The sequence below is a fragment of the Streptomyces sp. SS7 genome, from assembly GCF_037993025.1.
In the GTDB taxonomy this organism is placed as follows: Bacteria; Actinomycetota; Actinomycetes; order Streptomycetales; family Streptomycetaceae; genus Streptomyces.
The window spans coordinates 4255175-4268839 of record NZ_CP141223.1 but is presented as its reverse complement, the minus strand read 5'-3'; the positions used below and the strand labels follow the sequence as shown (position 1 = coordinate 4268839).

The following is a 13665-nucleotide window of genomic DNA, read 5'->3' as shown; positions in this document are numbered from 1 at the left end:
TGATCGAAGGAACCGACGTGACCAAGCAGCTCGAAGCCGCTCCCCAGGACGTCCCCGAACCGCTGCTGATCCTTCTGTCCGGGTACAGCGCGGACGGTCTGATGGCGAACCGCACCGAACTGATCAACCAGCTCGCCGAGGGTCCCCCGGAGGAGTTCGGCGGGATCGTGGCCCGCTGGAACCAGGAGAGGGCAGGAGACGGCGAGTGGCGGGCGGCCGTGGTGGCCGAGACGTCCGCGGCGGCGATCGAGCGTCTGGAGTCGGTGGTGGCTCATGAGGCCAGGAACCGGGTGGTCGCGGTGCTCTTCCCGGGACAGGGCAGTCAGCACGTCAGGATGGCGGCGGGGCTGTACGGCTGGGACCCGGTGTTCACCGCGGCGATGGACGAGTACTTCGACGTCATTCGCAAGGTGACCGACGTCGCCAACGCCGAACTGCTGCGGGCGGACTGGCTCAGCGCCGACCCGGTCGTGCCGATCCACGATGTGTCCCGTTCGCAGCCGCTGCTGCTCGGCGTCGAGTACGCGATGGCGCGTTGCCTGGTCGAGTGGGGCGTCGAGCCGGATGCGCTGCTCGGGCACAGCGCGGGTGAGGTCGTGGCGTCGGTCGTGGCGGGTGTGTTCACCCTCGACGACGCGGTGGCGGTCATGGCACACCGGGCTGGTGCGGCGCCGAAACAGCCGCCGGGCGGAATGCTCGGCGTGGCCGCGCCCGCGCAGCGGCTTGTCCCGTTCCTCACGGGTCAGGTGACGATCGCCGCGGTGAACTCGCCCCGGCAGACCGTCCTCGCCGGGCCGGACGCCGAACTGGGCGCGGTCGCCGAAGCGTTGACGGACAACGGCTTCCATGTCGTCACCGTGCCGTCGACACTCGGCTTTCACAGCCCCGCGATGGAGGGTCTCGCCCGGTCGAGCCTGGACGTGCTGGCCGGGGTTCGACTGCGCGAACCCGACATCGCGCTCTACTCGGCCTACACCTGCGATCTGCTCTACCGGGACAAGGCACTCGACCCGTGGTTCTGGGCGCGCCAGGTCATGGAGCCGGTGCTGTTCTGGCCCACGCTCAACCGGTTGCTCGCCGACGGGGAGTTCCTGTTGGTGGAAACCGGCCCCGGGCAGGGGCTGGTCACAGCCGCGCGCCGGCACCGGTCGGTCATCACCGGGAGCAGCGCCGTGGTGCCCATGCTGCCGGCCGGCCCTGGTGACCTGCTCGGCGACCGGCGCGCGTTCTGCACGGCGGCCGGACGGGTCTGGTCCGAGGGGCATCACCTCACCGCAGCGGCCTGGTCCTCACGAGAGTTGACGATGAGTCGACCGTGCAGGCCCGTTACGCCGCCCACCGACCTGGCCTCCCGGCTGCCCAAGCCCGGGGTACCGAGCACGTCTCCGTGATTCCGTACGGACCTGGTCGAGCAGCGGATGACTACCGTGAACGACTTCGCAGGCGCCGCAGGCTTCGACCGCACCGGCCTGACGACCGACACGAGCGTCGCGACCTGCGCACCCGCGCTACTGGTGGCCCTCGAGCCTGTCTGCCCGGACCACGGAGGTTCTTCGGACACCACCAGGCCGACTCGCCCGGGATACGCTGGGCAGCAACTGATGGACGCCCCCTCTGCGGCTGCTGCTCCACCGGCCGCGGCACCGCCATCCACCCGCATCCCCAGCAGGCAGGACCACGATGACCACGCCCGAGAAGATGACGGAAACCGCTGAGCAGGCAGTCGATGGAAGCGACGACGCGGCGGCGACTCTGTTGGAGCGACTGGCCGACCGGCTCGGCGGCAAGGCGTCCGTGACGGTCGTCTACGGAGAGCCCGTCGTCTGCGAGGGCATCACCGTCATCCCCGTGGCCAAGGTCGGCTTCGGCTTCGGCGGCGGCGCGGGCAGGGAATCCGGCGCCGCCAGGACCGCCGAGGGTGGTGGAGGAGGCGGCGGCGTCGAGGCGAAACCGCTGGGATTCATCGAGATCAAGGACGGAACGGCCACCTTCAAGCCCATCCGCGATCCCTGGGTCGATGTGGTCGTCCCGCTGGCAGCCCTCGTCGCAGGCACGGTCGCTCCGAAGATCGCCCGCGCCATCGTCAAACGCCGCATGCGGTGATGCCCGGACGGGCGACCGACAGTGGCACCGGCCGCCCGCCTCGTGGCAGTCATTGGCGTGAGGGAACTGATCACGCCCTCGCACGGGTTCCGCCGGTGCGGGGCAGGGCGGCAATCGACACCTTCGACGTCCTGGGCCAGCGGCTGCCCAAACCGCTGTTCGTGTGGAACCCCGTCCCCGAGACGGCCTTCACCCCCGACGCCCGCTCCCGGATGACCTGCGTACCCGGCGGCGGCGCGGCCACGGCGCGGATCCCGGTCGCCCACCCGGTGCTCCTCTCGGCGATCGACCCGGTCGCCGAGGACCGACTGGTCGATCTGGGCGGCGCGGTCACCTCGGGCCGGATGCTCACCGAGAAGGACCGGCCCTTCTGGGGGCCCGACTCCTTCGACCTGAACCCGGTGGAGTCCGAACGCCGGCACGACTGGCAGGCCCCCGTGATCCTCAGCAGCCGTGCCCTCACCGCCGGCACCCTCGACGCCACCGTGCAGCGACTCGACGTCGGCGATCCCTCCGCGCTCGGCGCACGGCTCAGCAGCCCGAAGGCGCACGACTTCGTCAACGCCCTGAAGGGCAGGGACGTCGGCCCCGGGGACGGGACGGTCTCGTCGCACGGACCCGGCCCGCCCAGCCGAACGGCCTGTGGACCACCACCTACGAGAACGGCCTGACGGAGAACGTCCCCGAAGAGAACACCGGTACCCAGTTCCGCGAGGTCACCGCCCACGCCTCCACCGAGTGCATGGCGTCCCGATCAGGGCCATGTCCCGCATCGCCCCGGCACAACTGCTGGCGAGGGAGTGAGCCGCGCCCGACCGGACCCGCGCCACGTCCCGGCCCTGCGCGGCAGCCGGCCGGGACCCGTCCCCTTCAGGGCACTTCCAGGCCAGAGGTGGTGCGCTGGAGGACAACCGGCCGCGCGACGCGCGCCCTAGCGTGAGGCCATCCCTGCCGCGAACGGCCGGACGACGGCTGCCTGTGCGCCGATGCCGTCCGTGCAGTGCGGCCAGTCGCTTCGGACGTGAGGAAACGAGACGTTGCCGTACATCACAGTGGGCCAGGAGAACTCCACCACCATCGACCTCTACTACGAGGACCACGGAACCGGGCAGCCGGTCGTCCTCATCCACGGTTTCCCGCTCGACGGCCACTCCTGGGAGCGGCAGAGCGCCGTGCTGCTCGACGCCGGCTATCGCGTCATCACCTATGACCGCCGTGGCTTCGGACAGTCCAGCCAGCCCACGACCGGCTACGACTACGACACCTTCGCCGCCGACCTCGACACGGTGATGCAGACCCTCGACCTGACCGACGCCGTCCTGGTCGGCTTCTCGATGGGCACCGGCGAGGTCGCCCGGTACGTGTCCCGCTACGGCACCTCCCGGGTCGCCAAGGTCGCCTTCCTCGCGTCGCTGGAACCCTGCCTGCTCAAGAGCGACGACAACCCGGACGGAGTCGCCCCGAAGGAGTTCTTCGACGGCGTCGTCGCGGCCGTCAAGGCGGACCGCTACGCCTACTACACCGCCTTCTACCAGGACTTCTACAACCTGGACGAGAACCTGGGCAGCCGGATCAGCGAGGAAGCCGTCCGCCGCAGCTGGGACGTCGCCGCGGGCGGCGGCTTCTTCGCCGCCGCCGCCGCGCCGTCGACCTGGTACACCGACTTCCGTGCCGACATCCCGGCCGTCGACGTGCCCGCCCTGATCCTGCACGGCACGGGCGACCGCATCCTGCCCGTCGAGGGCACGGCACGGCCCTTCCACAAGGCCCTGCCGTCCGCGGACTACGTGGAGATCGAGGGCGCCCCGCACGGACTGCTCTGGACCCACGCCGAGGAGGTCAACACCGCGCTCCTCGCCTTCCTGGCGAAGTGACCCCCGCGATCCGCAGGCCTGCCCGGCGGGCCTGCGGATCGGCTTCTCCGGCAGGCCCATGGGCCCACCACCGGGGTCACGCGCGGCCGTGGGGCCCTGGCGGCGGCGGGCGGCGGGCGGCGGTCTGGTCCCGATGGCCGCAGGGGCGGGTGGCGGTCCGGTCCCGGTGGCCGCCCGGGGCGCCGTAGCCGGGGTCGGAAGGGCCGCGCCCGCCGCCGGCGCCCGGCCGCAACGACTCCGCGCCGCGGGCTCGCCGGTCGCTCCTGACGAAGGCGTACGGTCCGATCACCCAGGCCCGGTTGAGCCCGCGTACTCAGGTGCGGGGCGGCTCCGCCTTGCGAGCATCGGTGCAGCGGCGCGGTCGAGAGCGCCGGCTTCCGCAGCCGAGAGTGTCCGAGCCAGTTACGGAGATCCCGTCATGTCCCGTCGTACCGTCCTGTCCGTCGTCGCCGGTGCCGTCGTCCTCGCCGGTGCCGGAGCCTTCGCACTCGCCCACGCCGCGGGCCCGACGCCGCCCCGCCTGACGCACAGCATCGCCCGCTACTCCGCGCCCGACGGCGGGCGGGACGGCTCGTTCACCTTCTCCACCGAGGTCGCGGCGTCGTCGGGCGTCCAGAGCCTGAAGGTGCTGGCCTGGCCGGAGAAGTCCGGACTGGCCGCGAAGCGGCCGACCGCCGCGGAGATGCGCGAGGCGGAGTCCGCCCGTTGCACGCCCGCCGGTGAGGACACCGTGCGCTGCGTGTACACGGTCACGGTGACCGACGCCGACGCCGCTTCCTTCCCGCGTGGCTCCTGGCACGTCGCCACCCTCGCCACCGCCGCCGACGGCACCACGACCCTGGACACCGAGGCGGTGGACTTCACCGTCGGCTAGTGCCGTGACCGGAAAGGTTCACCGGCTCGCGACGCCCGGCACGGCACCTCGCCGCGTTGTCGCATCACCCGAGTACATCCCGTACGCGGGCGACGCTCCGCCTTGCGATGCACCGCACCGGACGCCGCGAGCTTCCCGGCAAACCTTCCCGGTCACGGCACTAGTTCCGGTCATGGCACTGGCGACTGTCGAGCGCGGGGGAGAGCGTCCGCCGGTACCAGTTCTCGTAGCGGGCGAACCGTTCGCCGAAGGACCCGGGTGCATGGTCGACGGCCGCCCACAGGGGCGCGCCGTCGAACCAGTGGTCGGTGACCAGCATGTCCAGGTCGTGCCGCGGGACTCCGCGCTCGCGGCACCAGGCATGGGCCTCGTCGAGGGTGAGGTCGCGACGCGGCCGGGGGACGGACGCGAGGCCGGCGACCGCGCCGAGGACCGTGTGCCAGGGCACGGGCTCGGGGTGACAGGCGTGGTAGACGGGGGCGGTGAGCCGTTCGGCGGGGGCCAGCGCGGCGGCGACCAGGGCGTGGGCCAGGTCCTCGGCGGCGATCAGGGAGACCCGGGCGCGCCAGCCCTCCACCGTGCCGGGCAGGCCGCGCAGCAGCCGGGCCAGCGCGGGGACCACCCGGGTGTCGCCCTCGCCGTACACGAGGTGGGGCCGTACGACCGTGCCGCCTGCGGCCAGGACGGCGTCCTCGCCGGCCGCCCGGGTCCGTGAGGTGGCCGAGAGCGGCGCGCGGTCCAGGTCCTGCGGCCGGGCCCGGCGGAAGGTGCCGCGCCCGTACACGGCGGCGGTGCTGAGGTGGACGACGCGGCCGACGCCGGCCCGGCGGGCCTCGGCCACGAGTGCCGCCGTGCCGCGGGCGTTGACCGCCTCGCAGCGCGCCTCCGGGCCGCCGATCTGCGAGGCGCAGTGCACCAGGGCGTCGGCGCCGTCGCACAGGCCGCGCAGCGAGGCCGGGTCGGTCAGGTCGGCGGGGACGACCGTCGTGCCGGGCGCACCGGGGTGCACCTCGCTGCGATGGGCCGTCAGCCGCAGGGTGAGGCCGCGGCGTTCGGCCTCGCGGACGACGTGCCGGCCGATGAATCCGCCGGCTCCGGTGATCACGACGGTGGGCATGGTCCGGTTCCTCACGGGGACACCTTGCCAGGCGGAAGCACGCCGCGGACAGCGGGAGCCCGGCTCCCGCGCGCGGGGAGCCGGGACCCGTCCCCTCGCTCGTGCCGGACGCCTGCGTCGTGTCCTGCCCGTGCCGGGGGCCGCGGTCCTCACCCCGAGGCCGGGGGCGTCCCGCTGCCCAGGTCGTCGGTGCGCAGCAGGCGCAGGAACGCCTTCACCCCGCGATCGCCCGTGACCTCGCCGACCACGCCATGCTCTGGATCGCCTGGCCCCGCAAGGCCGCCGGCCATGTCAGCGACCTCACCGAGAACGCTCTCCGTGATCTCTTCCTGCCCCTCGGCCTCGTCGATGTGAAGGTCGCCGCGCTGGGGGAGGACTGGTCCGGCCTCGAGTTCGTCCGAAGGCGGGAAAATCGTCGTCAACGCGACGCAAAGTGAACCGGCGTCCGGGCAACCTCCGTATCTGAGGCAACATCTTGGTGAATGACGGGCGTCGCGCGACGGGAGCGCGGGAGAGTGCCGTCGTCTGCCGGACAAAGTGAAGAGGTTGAGCGACGTGGTGGAGCCGAGGATCGCCGTTGCCGTGGTGACCATGGGCAACCGGCCCGCCGAGGTCGACGCCCTGCTGGAGTCCGTCGCCAAGCAGGATCTCGCACCCGACCGGATCGTCGTCGTCGGCAACGGCTGCCGGCTCCCCGAGTTCGCCGAACGCCTGGCCCTGCCCGGCGAGGTCACCACCATCGACCTCGACGAGAACCTCGGCTGCCCCGGTGGCCGTAACGTCGGTCTCGAACGGCTCCGCCAGTACGGCGACATCGACGTCGTCGTGGAACTCGACGACGACGGACTGCTCGTCGACGCCGACGTGCTGCGCCGCGTACGGGACCTGTTCGCCGCCGACCCCCGCCTCGGCATCGTCGGCTTCCGCATCGCCGACGAGAACGGCGAGACCCAGCGCCGGCACGTCCCGCGCGTCGGCTCCGCCGACCCGATGGAGGGCGGATACGTCACCGGCTTCCTCGGCGGCGGCCACGGCCTCAGCATGGCCATGCTCGCCGAGACCGGCGACTGGCCCGCCGAGTTCTTCTTCGCGCACGAGGAGACCGACCTCGCCTGGCGCGCCGCCGACGCCGGCTGGAAGATCCTCTACGCGCCGGAGCTGCTGCTCCAGCACCCCAAGACCTCGCCCGCCCGGCACGCGATCTACTACCGCGTCACCGCCCGCAACCGCGTCTGGCTCGTCCGCCGCAACCTGCCGCTGCCGCTCATCCCCGTCCACCTCGGCGTGTGGATCGCCGTCACCCTGCTGCGCACCCGCTCGCTGGACGGCCTCAAGGCCTGGTTCGGCGGGTTCGCGGAAGGCGTGCGCAAGCCGGCCGGTCCCCGGCGGCCCATGCGGTGGCGCACGGTGTGGCGCCTCACGCGCCTGGGCCGACCGCCCGTCATCTGAACCCACGGCTGCGTGATCCTGTGGCTGCGTGATCCTGTAGCCGCGTGAACCTACGACCGCGTGAACCTACGACCGCGTGAGCCCACGACCGCGTGAGCCCACGCGCGGAGGAACAAGGCGCGGAGGCACAAAGCCCGGAGCAGCAAGGCGCGGACCCCGGTCGTTCACCTCCGCCGACCGGGGCCCGACGCGCCCCCGGATCCGGCCGCGGCGGCGACACTCCCCCGAGTACCGCGTTCACACGCGCGCACCGTCGGGCCGGCTCCGATGTTGTGATCACATCAGGCGGCACCAACGGATCGCTAATATATTGCCAACGAGTGTCCATGTCGTCGCTGGTCAGACGGTCTGCCGTGAGGATTTGCACATGGACGGAAAGGCGATGGCGGACGTGATGCGGCAGGACGGGCTGCGGTTCGGACTGCTGGGACCGCCCGTCCTCCACTGCCCCGGCCCGCCGGACGAAAGCACCCGGCCGATCCGCAGCGCCAAACTCCGCACCCTCCTCGCCGCCCTCCTCCTGGACGCCAACCGGATCGTCCCCGTCGACGCGCTCAAGGAGGCCCTGTGGGCCGGCGCGCCCCCGGCCTCCGCGCACGCCTCCCTGCACAACCACGTCGCCCGGCTGCGCCGCCTCCTCGACGACCCGGAGCGGCTGCGGGCCGTGCCGCCCGGCTACCAACTCCGTGTCGAGCAGGGCGAACTCGACGTCCATGTCTTCGAGCGGCACCTCGCCACCGCGCGCGGCGCGCACGCCGCCCGCAACTGGGAGCGCGTCCTCGCCGAGTGCGCCGCCGCGCTCGCGCTGTGGCGCGGCACGCCGCTCAGCGGCCTCCCCGCCGACCTGGGCGGCTATGCCTTCGTACGACGCCTGCGGGAGGCCCGGCTGCTCCTGCTGGAGTGGCGCTACGACGCCGAACTCGCGCTCGGCGGCAGCGGGATGGACCAAGGAGACGGGACGCACGGGTCGGAGGGGGTGAGCCGGGTCGGCCGGGTGGCCCGGGTGGCGAGGGTGGCCCGGATCGTGCCGGAGCTGACGGCGCTGGCCGCCGAGCACCCGCTGCGGGAGGCGTACCACCGCCAGCTGATGCTGGCCCTGCACCGCACCGGCCGCCAGGCCGAGGCCCTCGCCGTCCACCGTGACCTGCGCACCCGCCTCGTGGAGGAACTCGGCGCCGAACCGGGCCCGGCGGTGCGCGAAGCCCATGTGGAGGTGCTGCGGGGGGTACGGGAGGCGGAAACCGCCGGGCAGCCCCCGGGGGAGGCCGACGTCGGGCAGGCCCGGGAAGAGAGGCACGACCCCTCCGTCGCCACCCCCGCCCCCCGTCCGCCTCTCACCCCGTCACCCCCCGGCCCCGCCCAACTTCCGCCACCCCCGGCCCACTTCACCGGCCGTGACCGCACCCTGCGCCGTCTCGCCGACCTCCTCTCGGCACGCTCGCCGGACGGCCGCCCGGCGCTCGCCGTCATCACCGGCATGGCAGGCGTCGGCAAGAGCGCGCTCGCCCTGCACCTGGCCCACGCCATGAGGGAACGTTTCCCCGACGGCCAGCTCTACTTCAACCTGCACGGCGCGACCCCCGGCATGACCCCGCTCGCGGCACCGCACGCTCTCGCGGCGCTCCTCCGCGACCTCGGCACGGAGCCGCGCCGCATCCCCGAACACCCGGACGCGGCAGCGGCGTTGCTGCGCACCCTCCTCGCGCCCACCCGGACCCTCCTCGTCCTCGACGACGCCGCCTCCGCCGCCCAGATCCGCCCGCTCCTGCCGGCCGGACCCGGCTGCGCGGTCCTCGTCACCAGCCGCTCCCCGCTCACCGCCCTGGACGGCGCCCACCGTTTCCCCCTCGCGCCCCTGTCCGCCGAGGACAGCGCGGCCCTGCTGCGCGCGCTCTCCGGCCGTGACGACGCGGGTGACGGCGACGGGCTCGACGCCCATCACCCCTTGGTCGAGCTGACCGGCCGGCTCCCGCTGGCGCTGCGGATCGTCGCCGCCCGCCTCGCCGCCCGCAGGGCCCTCACCCCGGACGCGCTCGCCGGGCAGCTGACCGCGACACAGAGCCGACTGCACCACCTCGAGTACGACGACCTGAGCGTGCGCCGCTCGCTCGCGGTCGCCCATGACGCGCTCGCCGCCTCCGAGCGCGAGGCCGACCGGGACGCCGCCCTCGCCCTGCGCCGCGTCGGCGCCCTGGACCTGCCCTCGTACAGTGCGCCGCTGCTCGCCCGCCTCACCGGCACCGACGAGCGCCGCGCCGAGACCGCCCTGGACCGGCTCGTGGACGTGGCCCTCCTGGAGGAGACCACCTACGGCCGCTACACCCTCCACGACCTCGTACGGGACTTCGCCCGCGAACTCGCCACCGGAACCACCACCCAGCCGACGGCCACCGCCCCAGCGGCCCCTACCGGCCCCACACCCCCCACCTCCACAGCGAAAGCCCCCCAAACCCCCACCCCCACAACCACCTCCACTCCCACCCCGCGCACCACCGCCCTCCACTGGTACGCCGCCGGAGCCGAGCGGGCGCTCGTCGCCGTGATGGAATCCGGGATCGACCAGGATGACCGGCGTCGTCCCACCTCCGCCCAGCCGGCGGCGGCCCACGCGGCGTACGTGCGGGGCGTGCCGGCCTTTCCGGGGCCCCAGGAGGCCTTCGTCTGGACCGACGCGGAGCTGGCGAACATCGTCGCCCTGGTCGGGCCGGCCTCGGCCGAGGGCGGCGTCGCGGAGGGCGAGGCCGCCCTCGTCTCCACCCTCCTGCGGCTCCTCCTCCCCTGCCTGCAGCGCCGGGGGCGGGTCGCCGAGATGGAGGTGCTCGGGCGGGTCGCGCTGGGCACGGCCCGGCGGCTCGGGGACGCGACGGCGGAGGCGTACGCCCTCGGCGACCTGGCCGGTCTGCACTTCCTGACCGGCCGGCTCCAGGACGCGCTGGCCCTCAACGGCCGCGCCCTGGCCATCTGGCGGCGGCTCGGCCGGCTGTCCTGGATCCGCCGCTGCCTCAACAACCGGGGGCTGCTGCTGGAGAGCCTCGGCCGGTACGAGGAGTCCGGCGACGCCCTGCGCGAGAGCCTCGGGTACTCGCGCCGGCTGAACGACGCGCACGGTGAGGCCGTCACCCTCAGCCACCTCGGCAACCTGTACGAGCACACCGACCCGCGCGCCGCCATCGAGCAGCACCGTCTCTCGCTGGCCCTCGGGCACCGGATCGGCGCCGTGATCGTGCGGCACTCGGCGCACTGCAACATCGGCTACGCGCATCTCTCCCTCGGCGAACCGGCCGCCGCCCTGCCCCACTTCGAGGAGAGCCTGCGCATTCTCGGCGGCCACAGCGACTGGCACGGCGAGTCGCAGACCCGGCTGGGGCTGGTCCGCACGCTGCGCCTGCTGGGCCGGCCCGGCGCGGCCGCGGGGGAGTGCGCCGAACTCCTGCGCCGCGCCGACGCCCGCGCCGACCGCTACACCGGTGGCCTCGCCCGGCACCAGCAGGGTCTGCTGCTGTACGAGCAGGGACGCACCGACGAGGCGCGCGCCCGGTGGCGGACGGCCCTGGAGGCGCTGGACGGGACGGACGAGACCGCCGTCGTGGCCGAGATCGAGGGGCTGCTCGGGCGGCCCGGGTGATCACTTCGCGTCGGCATAGCACTCCACCACCGCCGTGGTGAACGGGAACCGCACCGGCGTCTGCCCGAACGTCAGCCGCCCCGCGAGGCCGGCCGCCTCCCGGATCGCGGCGACGACCGCCTCCGCCTCCTCCTCGGGACAGTGCACGATCACCTCGTCGTGCTGGAAGAAGACCAGCTCGGCCGCCATGTCCGCGCAGGTCCGGCGCAGCGCGGCGAGCATCAGCAGCGCCCAGTCGGCGGCGCTGCCCTGGACGACGAAGTTGCGGGCGAAGCGGCCACGCGCGCGTGCGTCGGAGGAGGCATACCCCGGCACCCAGGGCCGGCCCTCCTGCGGCTCCGCGCCCTCGGCAGGGGGGACGGGGTCGACCGGGATGCCGGCCTCGTCCGTGCCCGTCTCGCCCGCGCCGGCCGCCGGTGGGCAGGTCCGGCCCAGCCAGGTCCGCACGAGCCTGCCCTCCTCGCCGGCCTTGGCCGCCTCGTCGACGTAGGCCACCGCGCGCGGGAAGCGGCGGCGGAGCGCGGCGAGGTGTTTCAGGCCGTCGCCGGACGTCTGGCCGTAGACCGCGCCGAGCACGGCGAGCTTCGCCTGGTCGCGGTCGCCGGAGAAGGCGCGGTCGGAGACGGACTGGTAGAGGTCGCTCTCCTGGCCGGCGACCTCCATCAGGCCGGGGTCGCGGGAGATCGCCGCGAGGACCCTGGGTTCCATCTGGTCGGCGTCGGCGACGACCAGCCGCCAGCCGGGGTCGGCGACCACGGCACGCCGGATGACCTTGGGGATCTGCAGGGCGCCCCCGCCGTTGGTGACCCAGCGGCCGGTGACCGTGCCGTGCGCCAGGAACTCGGGGCGGAAGCGGCCCTCGCGGACCCAGTCGTGCAGCCAGGACCAGCCGTGGGCGACCCAGATGCGGTACAGCTTCTTGTACTCGATGAGCGGTTTCACCGCCGGGTGGTCGAGGGACTGCAACTCCCAGCGGCGGGTCGACCTCACCCGGATCCCGGCCTGCCCGAACGCCTTGATCACATCGGCGGGCAGATCGGGGCGGACCCGTCGGCCGAACGCGGCGGACACCTCTTCGGCGAGCTCGGCCAGCCGGCGGGGCTCGCCGCCGCCCGCGTACCGCTCGCCGAGCAGGTCGTGGAGCACCGTGCGGTGCACCTCGGCGCTCCACGGCAGGCCCGCGCGGTTCATCTCGGCGGCGACCAGCATCCCCGCCGACTCGGCCGCGGTCAGCAGCCGCATCCGGTCGGGGTGCTCCGCGCGCGCGTGCCGCCGCTGCTGCTCGGCGTAGACCTCGGCGAGGTCGGCCAGCGGCAGGGCGGCGGCCTGGACGGACCGGGGTTCGAACAGCGAGGGCTGGGCCTGGGCGCCGGGGGCGGCGGAGCGCTGCGGCGGGTCCGGCGGTACGGGGCCGCCGCGCAGCCGCGCGAGGGCGGCGGCGGCCGAGCGGGGTTCGCCGTACCGCCCCTCGTGGCCGAGGAGGAGGGTCTCGGCGTCCTCCACGTCGTAGCACCGCTCGACTCGCACCCCCGTGGCGAGCAGGCGCGGGTAGACCTCGGCCGTGGAACGCCAGACCCAGCGGGTGACGCCGGGCCGCTCGCGGACGGCCCGGGCGAGATCCGCCTCCCGCAGCACCGGCCCGGCGGGCAGCCCGTCCGGGCCGAGGGGGGCGAGCTCCACGCCACCGTCCTCGGCCGGGGCGAGGGCCCACCGCTCGGTCATACGGCGAGTGTCGCAGCAGGCTCTGACAATCGGCCCGTGCCGCCCGCCGGGCGGTCCTCAGTCCTGCTCCGGCAGGCCCACCGTGAGCTGGGTCAGGGCCTGGGCGATCCATCCTTCGACGGCGGGCTTGTCGAGGCCGAGGTCCGACAGGACGCCCGTGCCGTTCTCGAACTCCAGCAGAGCGAGCAGTACGTGCTCGGTGCCGACGTAGTTGTGGCCGAGGCGGAGCGCCTCGCGGAAGGTGAGCTCCAGGACCTTCTTGGCGTCGGAGCCGTAGGGGATCAGCTCCGGGACCTCCTCGGCGGGGTCCGGCAGCGCGGCGCCCGCGGTGCGGCGCACGGTGTCCAGGAGGACCCCCTGTGCGGTGATCGCCTTGGCGGCCAGCCCCTCCGGTTCGGCCAGCAGGCCGAGTACCAGGTGTTCCGGGCGGCCCTCGGGGTTGCGGGCGGCGACGGCCTCGTTGTGGGCGGCCATCACGACGTTGCGGGCCCGTGGGGTGTAGCGGCTGAACCCCTGGTTGGGGTCGAGGTCGGCCGACTCCTTGGGCACGAACCGCTTCTGCGCGGCCTGCCGGGTGACCCCCATGCTCCGGCCGATGTCCGTCCAGGAGGCGCCCGAGCGCCGCGCCTGGTCGACGAAGTGCCCGATCAGATGGTCGGCCACCTCGCCGAGGTGATCGGCGGCGATCACCGCGTCCTGGAGCTGGTCGAGCGGTTCGGGGTGGACCTTCTTGATGGCCGCGATGAGGTCGTCGAGCCGTACGGATGACGTGATGTTGGGGTTCGTCGTCATGTGTCAACCGTAAGTTGACGCCCATGGAGTGTCAACCTCGGGTTGTCAGTGGGAGCGTCCGTGCTTCCGGCGTCCGCCCGCCCGGTGTCCGCCCGCCCGGTGTCCGTCC

11 protein-coding genes are annotated in these 13665 nt (G+C 73.7%); 7 read left to right on the top strand and 4 right to left on the bottom strand.

Going from position 1 to position 13665, the window contains the following annotated elements:
* Positions 1-17: 17 nt before the first annotated feature.
* From U5640_RS19675 to U5640_RS19655, 5 genes are all read left to right on the top strand, one after another.
* Positions 18-1391, top strand: coding sequence for an acyltransferase domain-containing protein (locus U5640_RS19675; protein WP_340377068.1), 1374 nt, complete (start codon positions 18-20; stop codon positions 1389-1391).
* Between the two features lie 289 nt (positions 1392-1680).
* Entirely contained in the window at positions 1681-2103 is a 423-nt protein-coding gene (locus U5640_RS19670) for a spore germination protein GerW family protein (protein WP_340377067.1), read from the top strand.
* Between the two features lie 95 nt (positions 2104-2198).
* On the top strand, positions 2199-2774 hold the full coding sequence (locus U5640_RS19665) for a hypothetical protein (RefSeq protein WP_340377066.1): 576 nt from the start codon (positions 2199-2201) through the stop codon (positions 2772-2774).
* 366 nt (positions 2775-3140) lie between these two features.
* Positions 3141-3977 (top strand): alpha/beta hydrolase, encoded by an 837-nt coding sequence (locus tag U5640_RS19660; RefSeq protein WP_340377065.1) that lies wholly within the window; start codon positions 3141-3143, stop codon positions 3975-3977.
* Between the two features lie 418 nt (positions 3978-4395).
* Positions 4396-4851: a DUF5707 domain-containing protein gene (locus U5640_RS19655; RefSeq protein ID WP_340377064.1), complete on the top strand. Its 456-nt coding sequence runs from the start codon at positions 4396-4398 to the stop codon at positions 4849-4851.
* 160 nt (positions 4852-5011) lie between these two features.
* On the opposite strand, the gene U5640_RS19650 is transcribed toward U5640_RS19655, so the two are convergent.
* Positions 5012-5968 carry an NAD-dependent epimerase/dehydratase family protein gene (locus U5640_RS19650; RefSeq protein WP_340377063.1) on the bottom strand — a complete coding sequence of 319 codons (957 nt, stop codon included), beginning with the start codon at positions 5966-5968 and terminating at the stop codon, positions 5012-5014.
* Positions 5969-6117: 149 nt separating this feature from the next.
* Positions 6118-6390 carry a hypothetical protein gene (locus tag U5640_RS19645; protein ID WP_340377062.1) on the bottom strand — a complete coding sequence of 91 codons (273 nt, stop codon included), beginning with the start codon at positions 6388-6390 and terminating at the stop codon, positions 6118-6120.
* Positions 6391-6523: 133 nt separating this feature from the next.
* Between U5640_RS19645 and U5640_RS19640 the strand changes: the two genes are divergently transcribed.
* Complete coding sequence (locus U5640_RS19640; protein WP_340385221.1) at positions 6524-7417, top strand: glycosyltransferase; 894 nt, start codon at positions 6524-6526, stop codon at positions 7415-7417.
* A gap of 394 nt (positions 7418-7811) precedes the next feature.
* Positions 7812-11042, top strand: coding sequence for a BTAD domain-containing putative transcriptional regulator (locus U5640_RS19635; RefSeq protein WP_340385219.1), 3231 nt, complete (start codon positions 7812-7814; stop codon positions 11040-11042).
* Here U5640_RS19635 and U5640_RS19630 read toward each other — a convergent pair whose 3' ends face one another.
* Both U5640_RS19630 and U5640_RS19625 read right to left on the bottom strand, forming a co-directional pair.
* Complete coding sequence (locus U5640_RS19630; protein WP_340377061.1) at positions 11043-12764, bottom strand: bifunctional 3'-5' exonuclease/DNA polymerase; 1722 nt, start codon at positions 12762-12764, stop codon at positions 11043-11045.
* 57 nt (positions 12765-12821) lie between these two features.
* Positions 12822-13556, bottom strand: coding sequence for a Clp protease N-terminal domain-containing protein (locus tag U5640_RS19625; RefSeq protein WP_340377060.1), 735 nt, complete (start codon positions 13554-13556; stop codon positions 12822-12824).
* Between the last annotated feature and the right edge of the window lie 109 nt (positions 13557-13665).